Here is a 16,180-nt window from a genome sequence, read left to right on the forward strand (position 1 = left end):
GAAAGCGCCCGCTATGGTCACATAGCGGGCGCTTTTTTATTTTCTATTTAACGCCTTACAGCTCGGTATGGGGCTTCACCTTGTCAAAGTCGGCCAGGATGGCGTAGGCACAGGGGATGATAAACAGCACCAGCAGGGTGGAGGCGAAGATACCGAAGACGATCGACACCACCAGAGGCTGCACCACCTGGGCCTGCAGGCTGGTTTCCAGCAGCAGGGGCAAGAGGCCCGCCGCCGTGGTCAGCGAGGTGAGAAACACCGCCCTGAAACGCTCGCGACTGGCGCTCACCACCGCCTGATGCACACTATCTCCCTCATCCACATGGTGGCGTATGTACTGCACCAGCAGGATGGAGTCGTTCACTACGATTCCCGCCAGCGAGATGAAGCCCATGATAGAGGGCATGGAGAGGTTATAGCCCAGCAGCAGATGGCCCCAGAGCACGCCGATCAGCGCCAGCGGGATCGCCAGCATCACCACGGCGGGTTCCAGATAGCTCCTGAACTGAAAACTCAGGATGGCGAACAGGCCAAACAGACCGATGAGGAAGCCTTTGCCCATAGAGCTGCCGGTCTTGGCCGTCTCCTTGGCCGAGCCTTCGAAGTCGACCCTCAGCTGAGGATAGCTCTGCTGCACCTGAGCCAGCCACTCGCGCTTTATCGCGGCTATGGTCTCGTTGGCATTGGCGCGCTGATTGTCCACATCGGCCATCACGGTCACGCTGCGCAGACCATTGATGCGCTGAATACGCACATAGGAGCGCTGATCCTGCAGCAGGGCGATGGAGGAGAGCGGCAGCTGACTGCCATCACTCAGCATGATGGGGAAGTTGGCCAGGGCCTGTAGATCCCCTGCCTGCAACTTGTTGAGCCGCACCTCGATCTCGATATTTTCCGGCCCTACCTGCACCTCGTCGGCCAGCTGACCAAAGTAGGCGCTGCGCAGCTGGGCCGCCACCAGTTGGCCATCAATGCCGAAGCTCTCGGCGCCGGGACGCAGGCTCACCTTGATCTCCTCCTTGCCCGGACGCATGTCGTCGAGTATGCCGCTGATGCCATCAAACTGCCCCAGATAACTCTGCAGCGACACGGATGCCTGTTTCAGCATATCCAGATCGTCGCCCTGCAGGCGGATCTCTATATCCCGCCCCGCCGGCCCCATGGTCGGCTGCTTGAACACCAAGGACAGCGGAATCGCCAGCTCACCCGTCTCGATACGCCAATCGCGGATAAACTCCTCGATCAGGGTATTGCGGGTCTCTGCCGACAACAGATCCAGCCTGACGGTCGCCACATGGGGGCCGCTCTCACCGGCATCGGCGTTAAAGTTGTACTGTGCCGTAATATCCCGGATCAGCTCATGCTCATCCTCCACCTCATGGGTGTATCTGTCGCCCACACGCTTGGCGCTGGCGATCAGTGTCTCGACCACCTTCTGGGTCTGACTCAGGGAGCTACCCGGCGGCAGTATGATACGCGCCTCGGCGATATCGCCATCCAGATCGGGGAAAGGCACAAACTTGAGCGCGCCGCCCACCACTAAAGAGACAGAGACAAGCAGCAGGCCTATGGTGGCGCCGACGCTGACATAGCGCCAGCGCACCATGAAGGTCACCAGAGTCACCAAGCTGTTATTACGAAACGCTTCGAAGCGGGTGAGAAACTTAGCCTTAAGCTCGCCGATGCGGTTAGGCTTGGTCTCCGCCTTGGCGTGTGCCAGTGAGTGATTCAGGTGATTGGGCAGAATCAAGAAGGCCTCGAACAGACTGATGGTCAGCACCATGATCAGCACGGTCGGAATGGCCGACAGTACCGCCCCCATCTGGCCATCCAGCCCCAAGAGCGCGCTGAAGATCAGCACAGTCGTCAGGAATGAGGAGACCACACCTGGGGCGACCTTCTGCACTCCCTTCACCACGGCCTCATGGGGCGCCATGCCTCTGTCTATGTGGGAGGCGATCGACTCGGCGATCACTATGGCGTCATCCATCATGATACCGATAGCCATCAAAAGCCCCACCAGGCTCATGAGGTTGATGGACACGCCGAACAGGCTCATCAAGTAGAGTCCGCCGAGGAAGGCGACCGGCAAACCGGCCGACACCCAGAAGGAGTAGCGCAGGGAGAAAAACAGCCACATGCTGAGGAAGACCAGGATGATCCCCTGCCAGCCGTTGGTGATCATCATCTTCAGCCTGTCTTGCAGCACGGAGGAGAGATCGTTGGTCATGGTCAGGCGCACACCGTCCGGCGCGCGGGCCTGCTCCAGTTCGATAAACTCGCTCACCTTGGCCTTGATCCGCAGCGCGTCGTCGGCCTTGTTCTTCTGCACCTTGATCAGCGCCGCGTTGCTGCCGTTGAACTGAATATGCTCCTCATCCAGCTCGAACCTGTCGCTGATGGTGGCGATATTGCCAAGACGCACCACGCTACCATCGGGATTGGAGGCTATGATGATTTCCGCCAGCGAAGCCGGGGTGACCTTACGCTCATCGAACCTCAGCAGGATATTCTTATCCTTGAGCTCGATATTCCCCGCCGGCATCTTCACGTTCTGACGGCCGACCTTATCGGCAATCTCGGCGGCGGTCAGCCCCAGCCTGCGCATATCCGCCTGATTGAGCTCGATGCGCAGCTGATGATCCGAGAAGCCTGCGATGGAGACCAGGCTCACCCCGGCGTCTATCTTGAGACGACGCTTCACATCCTCGGCATAGCTCTTCAGGTGTGGCCAACTGGTGTCGGCGACGATGGCGATATCCACCACGGGCTCCGCCCAATCCAGCTCCTTGACGATGGGCGGCTCGATCTGCGCCGGGAAGTTCTGAATCGCGTTGATCTGGGTCTGCACATCCACCAGCATGCGCCCCAGATCTGCCTTGGGCTCCAGCTTGAGGCGCATTGAGGCTATCCCCTCCTGTGCGTCACACTTGACCTCTTCGATGTTGGCCAGGCCGTCGACCGCATCCTCCATCCGCAAACAGATGCTCTCCTCCACCTCGACCGGCGAGGCGCCCGGGTAGACCACGGTCGCCATCACATAGGGCGGGGCAAACTCGGGAAAGGTCTCGCGCTTGATGCTGCTCATGTTGAGCAGACCCAGCAGCAGGAAGGCCAACATCAAGAGGTTTGCCAGGGTGGGATGTCTTGTGATGTAGGCGATCACAGCGGCGCCCCTCCCTCATTGGCAACAGGCTTGAGCGACATACCGGGAATGGCCGGGATCAGGTCGTTGAGCACCAGGGCCTCACCCGCCTTCAACTCACCCTCGACGGCCACCTGCTGCTCGTGGCGGAACAGCATCTCGACCGGTTTGATCACCAGCTTCTGCTGGGCATCCATCAGATAGATCTGATCGCCCCGCAGCGCCCGCTCGGGGATCACGAAATGTTCCCTCGGTTTGCCGCTGATCACCGCGCTGACAAACATCCCCTTGGTCAGCGGCGGACGCAGCAGCAGATCCATCTGGCTGAAGTCCTGCTCCACCTCTAAGTAGACACCTATAGTGGCCTGGTTGGGGTTGACCGTCTCGGCGACCCGGGTCACCCGCGCCGGCCAGCTAAAGCTATGATTGCCAGCCTGAAAACTTACCTCCGCCTGCAACTCAAACTCGTCGATAGAGGGCATGCTTCTGGGCTTTGATGCCTGCACCAGGCTGCTTACCAAGGCGCGCATATCCTGCAAGGATAACTCCGCCTTGATCTCGGCTGTGCCTAGCCTGTGGGCCACCAGCATCACGGCGCCAGCAGCCACCACCTGATCTTGCTCGATATTGATGTCCGACACCCGCACATCGAAGGGCAGCACCACCTTGGTCTGGTTAAGGCGGCGCTCGGCGTCCTGCAAGGAGGCCTTGTCGACGCTCAGCTGCGCCTCGCTCACCTTGCGATCGTCGGGGAGCAACTTGAGGGAACTCTGTAGATCTTCCACCAGCTTGGTCTGGGCCAGCAGCGACTGCTTCTGATTCTCCAGCTCAGAGCTCGATACCAGGTTGCGCTTCTTCAGGGTCAGCTTGCGTTGATACTCCTGCTCGGCCAGCACCAGCTTCTGCTCCTCGATCTTCAGGCTGGTATTGAGGTTCTTCTCCTGCTGATCCAGACGGGTCAGCTGCGCCTGGGTGGCATGCATGCTGGCCTGTGCCTGGGCGACCTTTAGCTGGTATTCCAGCGGATCTATCTCGAGCACCAGTGTGCCCTTGGGCAGCATGCGGCCGGTTTCCAGCTGGGGATGGCGATACAACACCTTGCCGCCCACCTCGGCCACCGCCTGCCACACATGCTTGGGTTCGACCCGGCCGAAGCCGATGACTCTGGGTGCTATGGGTTGCTGAGCTAGCGGCATCACCTCGACCGCCCTGGCCTTATCGTATCCGGCCACCAGTGAGGGCGAAGGTTTTAGCAGCGCCGCCAGCACTATGGCCAGCACGCCGACGCCCACACCGACTAATAGATAGCGTTTCTTGTTATTCATCTCTCTCATCCTTCACGTCCATCAGACCACGCTGCAGTAGACGGGTATTTTGCTCGGCAAGTAGTTGTAGAAAGTCCGGCGTAAGTTCTATGCCGACCCTTTCGAGTAAGTTTTCCGGCACGATAAAGGGAAACACCATCATGGCGAAGAAGCTCAGCTGAGCGCAGTGGGCGTCCACATCGTCCTTCAGCAGATTCTTATCCTTTAATCGTTGAAATATGGCGATATTCTCGAAGTTAACCACCTCATAGAAGGCCTTGGTCACCTCGGCATTTTCCGGCAGGCTCTGATCCAGTCCGGCGATGCGCAGCATGAGTCTGGGAAAGTGCGGATGCTTGCTCATGACGCTGTAGTAGGTCTGTAGCAAGGCCGCCGGGCTCTCCTGGCGCGTCTCTCTTCTCGCCTTATGCAGCTGGGCCAGCACGGGCATCGCCGTCTCATGGATCATGGTGGAGAACAACTTCTCCTTGGAGCCGAAGTAGTAACGGATCAGGCCGGGGTCTGTGCCCGCCAGGCTGGCGATCTCGCGGATCGACACCTGAGCATAGGGACGTTCGATAAACAGATTTCTTGCCGCCAGGATCAGCTTATCGCGATTTTGAGTGTCGCCACTGGGACGGCCGACACGACTTTTAGCTTCTGCCATAAAAATTCCTCAGTAGAGGAATTAATACTAGAAGAACTGGATTTGAATTGGCAGGGAAATAATTCCCCTAAAAACGCCATTGTGTAGAATTTTCGGCGGCGAAACCTAGCTCGGCCTCGCCGCCTGAGGCAGCTTAGACGGGGTCTTGGTGGATCAGCACTTCCACGTGCTCGAACAGACTTCTCACCCTTGCCTCGGCGGCATCGGCGATGGCATGGGCCTCCACCAGTGGCAGTCTGCCGTCGAGCTCCAGGTGGCACTGCACGAAGGTGGTCTTGCCCGAAGTGCGGGTACGCAGATCATGAAAACCATTTATGCGCGGGTCTTTCTCTATCGCCTGGACGATTTTGAGCTTGGTATCGGCATCCAGCTCCCGGTCCAGCAGCGACTGCGCCGAGCGGTAACCCAGATCGACCGCCTGCTGACCGATAAACAGGGCGATCAGTATGGCGAACAGGCCATCGGCCCACCACCAGCCAAACTGCGACAAGACCAGGGCCATCAGCACGGCGCTGTTGAGAAACAGATCCGACTTATAGTGCAGGGCGTCGGCCTCCACTATGGTGCTGGAGGTCTTAGCCAAGGCGCGGCGTTGCAGCAGCACCAAGGCCAGAGTCAGCACTATGGCGATCACCGACACCACCACGCCCACCATGGCATGGTTGATGGGGGTTGGATTAATCAGCCTGTCGCTGCCATGTAGTAAGAGCAGCAGCGCCGAGCCCAGGATAAAGGCCGACTGGGCCAGGGCAGCCAGGGGCTCTGCCTTACCGTGACCATACCTATGGTCTTGGTCTGCGGGCACTATGGCGTAACGAATGGCGATGAAGTTGACAATGGAAGCCAGGGCATCGGCGAAGGAGTCGGTGAGCGAAGCCAGCATGCTGGCGGAACCTGAATAGAGCCAGGCCGCCAGCTTGATGACTATCAGGGTGAGCGCGGTCGCCACGGCGGCGCGGCTAGCCAGTTTCACCCAAAAATCGTATTGGGAAGTGTCGGTCATAGGGTCATATTACAGCTAACAATTAGCAGGGGAAGAATATGACCCAATTGTAACTCAGTTATCCCCTATGGGCGATCTCCTTTACGTCCACCACGCTTGGCAAAATTCTCTTTAAATTTAGCCTGCTGCTCAGGGGTAAGCATTTGATAGATTTCGCGTTGCATCTTCATGCGCTCCACCGCGGCCTGCGCTCTCTGCTCACTGCGCTGGGCCGTCATCGCCTTAAGATCGGCCTCGTTGAAGCTGTCCGAGGTGATCATATCCAGCATCTGCTGTTTGTGGGCCGCACGCACCTCGTCCGATGGACGCTTGGCCTGCATCGCCTCGCGGTGCGACTGCATCAGCTCCTTCATCTGAGTGCGCTGGGCATCGGTGAGATCCAGGCCGCGAAACATCTTGTGCATCTCGCCGTGGTAACCTTTGTGATCACCACGCATCTCATGGCGACAACCGCCGTCATCCGGGCCAGCCGCATACACAGCGGGTGCCAACAGGGCGGCGCTGGTCATTAACGCAAATAATCCTGATTTTAGGGTCATCTTATTCATAATCTGCCTCTTACGCTTATCGCGGATAGTTAGTTCGCTCTGGGAGGAGCTTCGACACTAACAGTTTACGCCACCCTATGTAATGCAGGGTTTTCCTTAGGTAAACCTCTGTAAAGTTTGCGCAAAGAGTGACAATCTGCTGCCCGTCACGCCTTTACCTAGACTTACATTCTTAGACTGCAATTGACATCTAAAAGGGTATACTCAAGCTGTTATAGGTGTAGAGAGACGTACCATGAGCCAAATTCTGTTAATCGATGACGATCTAGGGCTAGCGGAACTGCTAGCACAACTGCTTGAACTTGAAGGGTTTAACCTCACACTTGCCCACGATGGCGAGGCGGGGCTGGCCCTGGCGCTGGAACAGCAGTTCGATCTCATCCTGCTCGATGTCATGCTGCCCAAGCTCAACGGCTTCGAGGTACTCAAGGCATTGCGCTCCAAGAAACAGACTCCGGTACTCATGCTCACCGCCCGCGGCGACGAGATAGACAGGGTCGTTGGCCTGGAGATAGGCGCCGACGACTACCTGCCCAAGCCCTTCAACGATCGCGAACTAGTGGCGCGCATCAAGGCGATCATCCGCCGCACCAGCCATCAGATGGACGAACAGCAACCCAGCATACTGGAGTTTGCCGACATCAAGCTCGACCCCAGCCGTCAGGAGGTGCTCTGCCAGGATCAGCTTTTGATCCTCACCGGCACCGAATTTAGCCTGCTGTATCATATGATCCAGCACAGCGGCGAGGTGCTGAGCAAGGATAACCTCAGCGAGAATGTCCTGGGCAAGAAGCTGATGCCCTTCGATCGCAGCCTGGATATGCACTTGTCTAATCTGCGTAAGAAACTGCCCGAACGCGCCGACGGCCGCCCAAGGGTCAAGACCCTCAGAGGCAAGGGCTACATCTGGCTAACCTGATGAAAATTAGTAGTCTTCCCAACCGCATCTTCATCAAGCTGCTGCTGAGCTTCTGGCTCTGTAGCAGCCTGATCATCGCCATCGTCGGCCTGTTGCCGCTGCTGCAGCAGAATCACGATCAGGCCCCTATTCCGCCCCATCTGCAGGGACTGCTGGAACGCGTGGTCGAGCGTATTCAGGAAAGCCCCGAGCTGCTAACCATGAAGCGCGACAAACACTGGCACAGACTCAAGGAGATGGGCAACAAGCCGGTGCGCTTCTATGTGGCCGACGAACAGGGCCAGCTGATCAACAATCAACGTGTCTCCCGCGGCATCCGGCGCTTCATGCTGATGGCCGACGAGGCGGGCCACCCCATCAGCCACCAGTTTAAGAGCGAGCTGCTGTTTGGCCCCATGCCCTTCGAGATAGAGGGCAAACGCTACACCCTCTATGGCCGCTTGGCCGAGATGCACCCGAGGCCCTGGTTCTTCTTCTTCGCCGAGAATATCGCCCTCACGCTGACCCTGGCGATCTTGCTCTCGGGCCTCTTGTGTGGCCTGCTGGCCTGGCACTTGGGTAAGCCCTTGCGCGCACTTAAACAGAGCGCCGAGGCGGTGGCCAGCGGCGATCTCGGCCACAGGGCCGATGCCAGTACCACGGCGCGCAAGGACGAGATAGGCCAGCTGGCGCAGTCCTTTAACGCCATGGCCGATGCCATCGAGTCCATGGTCAACAGTCAGCAGCGACTGATCAGCGATATCTCCCACGAACTCAGGACGCCATTGACCCGACTGCAACTGGCCCTCGCCCTCACCCGCAAGAAGGGACAGGCCTCGACCGAGATAGACCGCATCGGCTACGAGGCCGAGCAGCTGGAGGCGATGATCGCCGAGCTACTCGAGCTGTCGCGGGTGAAGCTGGATATTCATGAGCACAAACATCGGCTATCGCTAGCCGAGACCCTGGGCCAGGTGCTGGACGATGCCGAGTTCGAGGCAGAGCAGCAACAGAAATCCCTGGTGATCGACATAGACGATAGCCTGATGCTGATGCTCAACCCGCGCCCCCTGGCCAGGGCGATTGAGAACCTGCTGCGTAACGCCATCCGCTACGCCGAGCAGGAGATCAGCATCAGCGCCACTGCCGAGCCAGAGCAGGTGATCCTCACCATCAAGGACGACGGCCCAGGCATAGAGGATGAGGCGGATCTGCAGGCGATCTTCGAGCCCTTCTATCGCCCACAATCTGCGCGAGAGCGAGAATCCGGCGGCTGGGGCCTGGGACTGGCCATCGCCAAGGCGGCGATTCAGGCCCATCAGGGCCAAATAGTCGCCAGCAACGCCGCACCCCACGGGCTAGAGATCACCATCAGGCTGCCGCGTTAGTCTCTACACGTTTCTGTTGCTCTCACCGATGAGCAGGCAAAAAAAAGTGGCCAAATGGCCACTTTGTTATCTGAGAGTAAAGGCTACACCTTAACCAATACCCGGCCGGTGACCTTGCCTTTGACTATCTTGTTGGCGTACTCGCCCAATTGCTCCAGGCCTATGGTCTGACAGGCCTGCTGATAGTAGCTTTCGGGTAGGAGATCGAGCACCTGCTGCCAGGCCTTAACGCGCTTGTCGATGGGGCAAGCCACAGAATCGATACCCAAGAGGTTCACGCCGCGCAAAATAAAGGGCATCACAGTCGTTGGCAGGGCAAAACCGCCCGCCAGACCACAGATGGCGGCGCTGCCACCATATTGCATCTGCGCCAGTGCCGTGGCCAGCACCTTGTTGCCTACGGTATCGACCACACCCGCCCAGCGCTGTTTCTCCAGCGGACGGCTGTCCTGTTCAAGCTCGCTGCGATCGATCACCTCGCTGGCGCCCAGGGCTTTTAGCCAGTCGCCATTCACCTCGACCCGGCCCGAGCTGGCAACGACCTTATAACCTAGCTGAGCCAGCAAGGTCACAGCCACCGAGCCTACGCCGCCGCTGGCACCTGTCACTAAGACGTCACCCTGCTCCGGGGTGACGCCGGCCTGTTGCAGCGCCTGCACACATAGCATGGCGGTCAGGCCGGCCGTGCCTATCATCATCGCCTTGGCGCCGTCGCAGCCCTTAGGCATGGGCACCAGCCAGTCGGCCTTCACCCGCGCCTTCTCGGCCATGCCGCCCCAATGGTTCTCACCCACGCCCCAGCCGGTCAGGATCACCTCATCACCGGGCTGAAAACGAGAGTCGGCCGACTCGCTCACCACACCGGCGAAGTCGATACCAGGCACCATGGGGAACTCGCGAATGATCTTGCCAAGGCCGGTGATCGCCAGGCCATCCTTATAGTTGAGCGATGAGTAACTCACCTCCACCAGCACCTCACCCTCGGGCAGATCGCTCTCAGGCAGCAGTTTCACATCGGCTTGGGTCTGTCTATCTAGCTGGGTCAATACGAGCGCCTTGAACATGGGGCCTCCTTAACAACAAAATGGACTGACAGATTAGAGCATCTGCCATCATGAATACACTGCACATTTTGCATGAACGGCATGCAGCTTGCGCATAGCTAGATCAGGGTTTGAGCCCCAGGGCCTTGAGTTTTCGATACAAGGTATTGCGGCTGATCCCTAAGTGTTTGGCACAGCGACTGACATTGCCCTCAAATCTGTGGAAGCTGGAGACGATATTGGCGTTGACCATCAGGCTAAGCTCACTCTCGCAGGCCGCCATCTGCTCGCCCGCCTGCTCAGGCCCCTGCAGCTGGGCCTGCAGGGTGTCGGGCAGGTGCTGCCAGTTAAGTTCGGGATCGCCATCGGCCATCAGACAGGCCACCTGCATCAGGTTATCCAGCTCCCTCAGGTTGCCCGGCCAGTCGTGGGCCAACAGTCGTCTCAGTAGCTGAGGGCAGAGCTGCTGCGGCGCCTGGCGATAGCGCCTATGCAGCTTGTGAATGATGCGTTCGATATCCGCGCGCTGACGCAGGGGCGGCAGTGAGACCTGCAGGCCGTTGAGACGATAGTAGAGATCCTCCCTAAACGCCCCCTCACTCACCAGCTGGCGCAGATCCGCGTGGGTCGCGGCCACCACCTGAATATCCACCTTGTAGCTGCGATTACCGCCCACGGGCACCACCTCGCGCTCCTGCAGCACCCTAAGTAGACGGCTCTGGGTCGCCAGCGGCATCTCGCCTATCTCGTCGAGAAACAGAAAGCCGCCATCGGCCTGACGTATCTTGCCCTCGAACCCCTGACGGGAGGCGCCGGTAAATGCCCCGGCCTGATAGCCAAACAGCTCAGATTCCACCAGTTCTGCGGGCAGTGCGGCGCAGTTGACCGCCACCAGAGGGCGCTGCGCGCGGGTGCTCTGACCATGGAGCTTCTTCACAAACTGCTCCTTGCCCACCCCAGTCTCGCCGCAGATCAGCAGAGGAATGTTGCGTCCCACCACTTTATTGGCCTGCTGCCAGGCGCGCTCTAGCTTAGGGTCGCGAAAGCGCACGCCTATCTGCTGGCTCACCAGCTGGCTGGGCCGGGTTTCGACCAGCTGCTGGGTCTTGAGGTGCAGGCGCTGGTCCTGACACACCTGCTCGCCGCTGTTCCAGCTCGCCCCCAGATGACGGTCGATATCGTCACCGATGCGCGGCCTGTGTAGCAGACGCTTGGCCATGGCGTTGCAGCCTAAGAGCTTGCCATCGACATTGGCCACCACTATCCCCTGCCAACCCGAGGTGATCAGCGACGGCTGCTCGGCCAGATCGATGCGGTAGTGACTGCCGGGCAGATGACACAGCAGCGCCGTCTCTATCTGTTGCACCAGGCTGGCGATGAGCACCAGGGTCTGCTGGGTGTGACGCTGCTGCTCGCTGGTGATGTCGATGGCGCCGAGCAGTTCCCCCTCTGGGGAGAAGATGGGGCTGGCGGTGCAGCTCATAAATCTGTGGTGGCGGATGAAGTGCTGCTCGCCGATCACCGCCACCGTCTGCCTGGCGGTAAGGGCCGTGCCTATGGCGTTGGTGCCCTTATGCTCCTCACGCCAATTGACCCCCACATCCAGGGCGACATTGGCCAGCTTATCCGAGTAGCGGCTGACGCCCCAATGGCAGAGCACATAGCCGTCGCGATCCGAGAGGATCAGTCGGCTCTGGCTGTGGGCCATCATCTGATTAAACAGGGGCAATGCATGCTGTTTGGTGAGATTGATGAGTTGCTTGTTGGCGTGATGCCGCTCGGCGAGCGCCTCGGCGTTGAGTCGTAATTCTTGCGGTAACTTGGCTTCGCTTAACCCTGCGCCCTGACTACGAGACCATGAGTCAGACAACCAAGCCTGTGTCTGTGGAGCTATCGTCATAACAGTGTTCCATTTTGGCACACCCGAGGTGCGCACTTATGTCACAGTGCATGCCAACTGCCAGTGCTACACCATCCTGGACCACGCACATTCGGACATCAAAAATTAGTTTTTCATCATACTGTTACTCCAGCCACATCACAACTCCTGCCAGTTTGGCCCAGGCTTTGCCTTACTCCTAACGATAGCTAACCTGAGTCTGTGCCCTAATGAACACCAGCGTGACACTCAAATGGGGCACAGCTAAAAAATTTAAACCTGTTGTTTTTTAAACATAAAAATAGGGCGCCCGCCAGAGGCGTCTTTCGACAAGACAAAACCATACAAGGAAGCTCAAGATGATCTACAGCAAGCCAGGCACGACAGATGCCATAGTTAACTTCAACAGCCGTTACGACAACTTCATTGGAGGACAGTGGGTCGCGCCTGTGGGCGGGGAATATTTCGATAACCGCTCACCCGTCGACGGCCAGGTGTTTTGTCAGGTGGCCCGCTCGGACGAGCGTGATATCGAGCTGGCGCTGGACGCCGCCCACGCCGCCAAGGATGCCTGGGGCAAGACCTCGGTGACCGAACGCTCCAACTTACTGCTGAAGATCGCCGATCGCGTCGAGCAAAATCTGGAATTTCTGGCCGTGGCCGAGACCTGGGAAAACGGTAAGGCGGTACGCGAAACCCTGAATGCGGATCTGCCGCTGTTTGTGGATCACTTCCGCTACTTCGCCGGTTGTATCCGCGCCCAGGAAGGCAGCGCCGCCGATATCGACAACAACACCGTCAGCTACCACTTCCCCGAGCCGCTGGGCGTCGTCGGCCAGATCATCCCCTGGAACTTCCCGCTGCTGATGGCCGCCTGGAAAATCGCCCCGGCGCTGGCCGCCGGTAACTGCATAGTGCTCAAGCCCGCCGAGCAGACACCCGTCTCCATCCTGGTGATGGTCGAACTCATTCAGGATCTGCTGCCCGCCGGCGTGCTCAATATCGTCAATGGTTTCGGCACCGAGGCGGGTCAGGCACTGGCGGTCAGCAAGCGCATCGCCAAACTGGCCTTTACCGGTTCGACTCAGATTGGCCACCATATCCTCAAGTGCGCCGCCGAGTCGCTGATCCCCTCAACCGTAGAGCTGGGAGGTAAGTCACCCAACATCTACTTTGCCGATGTGATGGAACAGGAAGATGAATATCTGGATAAGGCAGTTGAAGGCATGCTGCTGGCCTTCTTCAACCAGGGCGAGGTCTGTACCTGTCCGTCACGGGTACTGATCGCCGAGTCCATCTACGACAAGTTTATAGACAAGGTGATCGCCCGCGCCAAGACGATCAAGCAGGGCAACCCGCTGGATACCGACACCCAGGTAGGTGCCCAGGCCTCCCAGGAGCAGTTCGATAAGATCCTGAGTTACTTGGAGATAGGTCGCAATGAGGGTGCCGAGGTGCTAATTGGTGGTACCAGCTGTCAGCTATCTGGCGATCAGAGCAGCGGCTTCTATATCGAACCCACCATACTCAAGGGCCACAACAAGATGCGCGTCTTCCAGGAGGAGATCTTCGGCCCGGTTATTTCGGTCACCACCTTCAAAGATGAGGCCGAGGCTTTGGCCATCGCCAACGACACCGAGTATGGCCTGGGCGCCGGCGTCTGGACCCGCGACATGAACCGCGCCCAGCGCATGGGACGTGGCATTCAGGCGGGACGCGTGTGGATCAACTGCTACCACGCCTACCCAGCCCACGCCGCCTTCGGTGGCTACAAGAAGTCAGGCATAGGTCGCGAGACCCACAAGATGATGCTCAGCCACTACCAGAACACCAAGAACCTGCTCGTCAGCTACGACGTCAACCCGCTGGGATTCTTCTAATCTCACTCTCCGTTAAAAGCATAGAGCCTGCCGGGACACAATCCCGGCAGGCTCTATCTTTTCATAAAGATACCGCTAGCTTAGTAAGCTAGCATCAAACTGATTTTAGATTTGGAAGGCTAGCTTGAACTGGATATCTTTATAATTTTGTTACTTCTACCTTTTTTCACATAGTCGATGGATACACATTGCCCATCTTTTAGAAAATTATCCAAGTGATCTTTGCTATGAAAATATAATGGGTCATCATAGTTTGAAAACTCGAAATCAACATTCCCCACATTAAAAGACTCGACAATAGTACCTTGCTTTGGCTTTTTCACCTTGTAATTTGTTAGGCAACCTTTGACATTTGAGTACGTTTTATTTTCGACTATATTTTGCAACTCGACTTGCCTCATATAACTAAAAATAAAGGCTATTACCCAAAAAGCCATTAAACCTGTGAATGCACGAACCAAAGTAACTCTTTTTATTTTGGTTACTTTAGATGCGACCTCCGAGAACACTGGATACTTGAGAACAATCGTGATTAGTAAAAAAATAAAAATTGGTGTTATCAATAAGTCGACACTTGCGTTTGTCGTAACTTCAAAATATATGCTCAAACTATTTCCATCCAGTTAGCGCTTGCATAAGAGACCCCAAAATACTTTTCTAAAATTTTCAACGAAAGAGCACATGCCAAGCATTTTTCGTCCCTTTGAGTAACTTGTTAGAGTTTTCTACTCGAGGACTTTGAATTTACTAATTTCATAAAAGCATTCATCATCTATTGTGTCTTTACTCCAATCAACTTCGATTACTTCTGGAAATCCAAATTTCGGGTGGTATTTAATTTCCATACTTGCAGCTTCAAATAACCCTTTATTTGCAGCTTTAAAAAGATCGTCAATAACCAATTTATGCTCGTGTTCACCAAGTTTCTCAAAAAGTGCTACACCATTTGCGACTAAAACTTTTGAGCCAACTACATACATACAACCTTCTTGGGCGACATAGCTGTACCTTTCAGGTTCATTTTGTTGCCAAATCTCCAATTGACTCGCTATTTTTTCGTGTGTTTGAGAGTTTACCGATTGATGCCCAATTCCCCAAAAACTAAATATTAGGACTATTATCGTTCCTAATACAAAGAAGATTGAATATGGATTGCGGGTATCGAATATTTGCATAAAACTCTAACGCCTTGCTAAGGGGCTGGCGCAACGCGCCAGTCCCACGGAGCCAGCTTTGGCTGGCGAAGTAAACTTGAGCAACTGGTTAGATTTCATTTGCTGAGAATAGGTTCTTTGTTGATGACTTCAACATGTATTAGTTCAGCTTGACCATAACCACCAAGCAAAAGAGGAGGGGCGGTTAGTGTGGCTTTGAGCGTGTAACCTTTTTTCGACATGTCATGTGGACTTTCCAGCCACAGCTGACTGCGTTCTGCTTCAGAAACGTACAGAACTGGATGCCCCTCAAGTCGGACGATACGATTACCCAACAGGTTTTCGAACAACTCTCTATTTTCGATGCTTAGCTCAACAAATTTGTAATGTACCTCTCCGACAAATATAGCCTTGGCCGCTTTGGAGGGAATTCGGTACACTGCAAAACTGACTAGGAACCAAAGCGTCAATGATAGCGCGGTCAGAACAACAAACCATTTGATGAATGTAAGTACAATTCTCATAGAAATCTAACGCTTTGCTAAGGGGCAATTAACAGTTGGCTAAACTTGCGCGAAGCGCCAAGCCAACTGTTAATTGTCCCAGTGAGTTTACGAACGAATTTGAGCAACTTGTTATGTGGGATATACATCATTGCTTAACTCGCCTTGAATTTCTTTTACCGCCTCTAACTTACCACCGCTACCATGATATGTTTCAGCATGTAGGCTAAATATTTGGTTGCAGGATGAACATGAGAAGTAGTTATTGACGAAATCACTCCAACCTCGGCCTGAAGCGATACGTTTAAAAGGATCACCGTAAGCCCCAGCCCCTAAATATTTTAGAGTTCCGTCTTCGATTTTAAGCTTAGCCAGTAAGATTGCCTCTGTAAGATCTCTAGGAACTTTAATAACCTTTTTTATACTCTGGCACTTATCGCAACTCATATACTTCCTGACCACATAACATTTTATTAGTGCGCATGCGCGTCTACCTCGTTGGACCAGTGAAAACGCGCACAGTTAACTATTTGTATACAATGAACTTATCAGAATTTTGCTAAATATACCATCTGGACAAACGCGCACGGATTTAGGCTTAAAATCACCCGAAAGTCACATAATTTAAATATGACTGTGTATCTGTCCAGTTTCTACTTCTTGTGATGAATCGCACAAACAGGACTTAGATAAGAAATTGTTGAGTAGTAAGTTTGCGATTTACTGGCTGACCAACAACTCAATTCGGAGCAAAAATCAGTTAGCTTT

Annotated in this window: 13 protein-coding genes; 3 read left to right on the forward strand and 10 right to left on the reverse strand. The window is 55.8% G+C overall.

Features of this window, described 5'->3' with window-relative positions; all coding sequences use genetic code 11:
- Positions 1-55: 55 nt before the first annotated feature.
- From SHEW_RS18470 to SHEW_RS18490, 5 genes are all read right to left on the reverse strand, one after another.
- Positions 56-3,166: an efflux RND transporter permease subunit gene (locus SHEW_RS18470; protein WP_011867359.1), complete on the reverse strand. Its 3,111-nt coding sequence runs from the start codon at positions 3,164-3,166 to the stop codon at positions 56-58.
- The gene (locus SHEW_RS18475) at positions 3,163-4,470 is read right to left on the reverse strand and encodes an efflux RND transporter periplasmic adaptor subunit (protein WP_011867360.1); all 1,308 of its coding nucleotides are present in this window, start codon (positions 4,468-4,470) and stop codon (positions 3,163-3,165) included. The genes SHEW_RS18470 and SHEW_RS18475 overlap by 4 nt, the downstream gene beginning before the upstream one ends.
- Positions 4,463-5,116, reverse strand: coding sequence for a TetR/AcrR family transcriptional regulator (locus tag SHEW_RS18480; RefSeq protein WP_011867361.1), 654 nt, complete (start codon positions 5,114-5,116; stop codon positions 4,463-4,465). Before SHEW_RS18480 ends, SHEW_RS18475 begins: the two co-directional genes overlap by 8 nt.
- Positions 5,117-5,249: 133 nt before the next feature.
- Entirely contained in the window at positions 5,250-6,119 is an 870-nt protein-coding gene (gene fieF, locus SHEW_RS18485; RefSeq protein WP_011867362.1) for a cation efflux pump FieF, read from the reverse strand.
- Between the two features lie 65 nt (positions 6,120-6,184).
- Positions 6,185-6,667, reverse strand: a complete 483-nt coding sequence (locus tag SHEW_RS18490; protein ID WP_223294741.1) for a Spy/CpxP family protein refolding chaperone — start codon at positions 6,665-6,667, stop codon at positions 6,185-6,187.
- Between the two features lie 235 nt (positions 6,668-6,902).
- On the opposite strand from SHEW_RS18490, the gene SHEW_RS18495 reads away from it, so the two are divergent.
- Complete coding sequence (locus tag SHEW_RS18495; protein ID WP_011867364.1) at positions 6,903-7,586, forward strand: response regulator; 684 nt, start codon at positions 6,903-6,905, stop codon at positions 7,584-7,586.
- Positions 7,586-8,953, forward strand: coding sequence for an ATP-binding protein (locus SHEW_RS18500; protein WP_011867365.1), 1,368 nt, complete (start codon positions 7,586-7,588; stop codon positions 8,951-8,953). Before SHEW_RS18495 ends, SHEW_RS18500 begins: the two co-directional genes overlap by 1 nt.
- Positions 8,954-9,036: 83 nt before the next feature.
- Here SHEW_RS18500 and acuI read toward each other — a convergent pair whose 3' ends face one another.
- On the reverse strand, positions 9,037-10,017 hold the full coding sequence (gene acuI, locus SHEW_RS18505) for an acrylyl-CoA reductase (NADPH) (protein WP_011867366.1): 981 nt from the start codon (positions 10,015-10,017) through the stop codon (positions 9,037-9,039).
- Between the two features lie 103 nt (positions 10,018-10,120).
- Complete coding sequence (locus SHEW_RS18510; protein ID WP_011867367.1) at positions 10,121-11,896, reverse strand: sigma-54-dependent Fis family transcriptional regulator; 1,776 nt, start codon at positions 11,894-11,896, stop codon at positions 10,121-10,123.
- Between the two features lie 338 nt (positions 11,897-12,234).
- Between SHEW_RS18510 and exaC the strand changes: the two genes are divergently transcribed.
- Positions 12,235-13,755 (forward strand): acetaldehyde dehydrogenase ExaC, encoded by a 1,521-nt coding sequence (gene exaC, locus SHEW_RS18515; protein WP_011867368.1) that lies wholly within the window; start codon positions 12,235-12,237, stop codon positions 13,753-13,755.
- 725 nt (positions 13,756-14,480) lie between these two features.
- Here the strand turns inward: exaC and SHEW_RS18525 are convergent.
- The 3 genes from SHEW_RS18525 to SHEW_RS18535 form a co-directional block, all read right to left on the reverse strand.
- Complete coding sequence (locus SHEW_RS18525; protein WP_011867369.1) at positions 14,481-14,930, reverse strand: DUF6174 domain-containing protein; 450 nt, start codon at positions 14,928-14,930, stop codon at positions 14,481-14,483.
- 95 nt (positions 14,931-15,025) lie between these two features.
- Positions 15,026-15,433 carry a hypothetical protein gene (locus tag SHEW_RS18530; RefSeq protein WP_041406781.1) on the reverse strand — a complete coding sequence of 136 codons (408 nt, stop codon included), beginning with the start codon at positions 15,431-15,433 and terminating at the stop codon, positions 15,026-15,028.
- 111 nt (positions 15,434-15,544) lie between these two features.
- Positions 15,545-15,859, reverse strand: a complete 315-nt coding sequence (locus tag SHEW_RS18535; RefSeq protein WP_041406783.1) for a hypothetical protein — start codon at positions 15,857-15,859, stop codon at positions 15,545-15,547.
- Between the last annotated feature and the right edge of the window lie 321 nt (positions 15,860-16,180).

The sequence above is a fragment of the Shewanella loihica PV-4 genome, from assembly GCF_000016065.1.
Classification (GTDB): Bacteria; Pseudomonadota; Gammaproteobacteria; order Enterobacterales; family Shewanellaceae; genus Shewanella; species Shewanella loihica.

Bases quoted from the DNA above. Each gene is read 5' to 3' on its own strand.
- SHEW_RS18525 (WP_011867369.1), bottom strand. From the start codon at position 14,930: ATGCAAATATTCGATACCCGCAATCCATATTCAATCTTCTTTGTATTA.
- SHEW_RS18480 (WP_011867361.1), bottom strand. From the start codon at position 5,116: ATGGCAGAAGCTAAAAGTCGTGTCGGCCGTCCCAGTGGCGACACTCAA.
- exaC (WP_011867368.1), top strand. From the start codon at position 12,235: ATGATCTACAGCAAGCCAGGCACGACAGATGCCATAGTTAACTTCAAC.
- SHEW_RS18535 (WP_041406783.1), bottom strand. From the start codon at position 15,859: ATGAGTTGCGATAAGTGCCAGAGTATAAAAAAGGTTATTAAAGTTCCT.
- SHEW_RS18530 (WP_041406781.1), bottom strand. From the start codon at position 15,433: ATGAGAATTGTACTTACATTCATCAAATGGTTTGTTGTTCTGACCGCG.
- fieF (WP_011867362.1), bottom strand. From the start codon at position 6,119: ATGACCGACACTTCCCAATACGATTTTTGGGTGAAACTGGCTAGCCGC.
- SHEW_RS18490 (WP_223294741.1), bottom strand. From the start codon at position 6,667: ATGAATAAGATGACCCTAAAATCAGGATTATTTGCGTTAATGACCAGC.
- SHEW_RS18495 (WP_011867364.1), top strand. From the start codon at position 6,903: ATGAGCCAAATTCTGTTAATCGATGACGATCTAGGGCTAGCGGAACTG.
- acuI (WP_011867366.1), bottom strand. From the start codon at position 10,017: ATGTTCAAGGCGCTCGTATTGACCCAGCTAGATAGACAGACCCAAGCC.
- SHEW_RS18475 (WP_011867360.1), bottom strand. From the start codon at position 4,470: ATGAATAACAAGAAACGCTATCTATTAGTCGGTGTGGGCGTCGGCGTG.
- SHEW_RS18500 (WP_011867365.1), top strand. From the start codon at position 7,586: ATGAAAATTAGTAGTCTTCCCAACCGCATCTTCATCAAGCTGCTGCTG.
- SHEW_RS18510 (WP_011867367.1), bottom strand. From the start codon at position 11,896: ATGACGATAGCTCCACAGACACAGGCTTGGTTGTCTGACTCATGGTCT.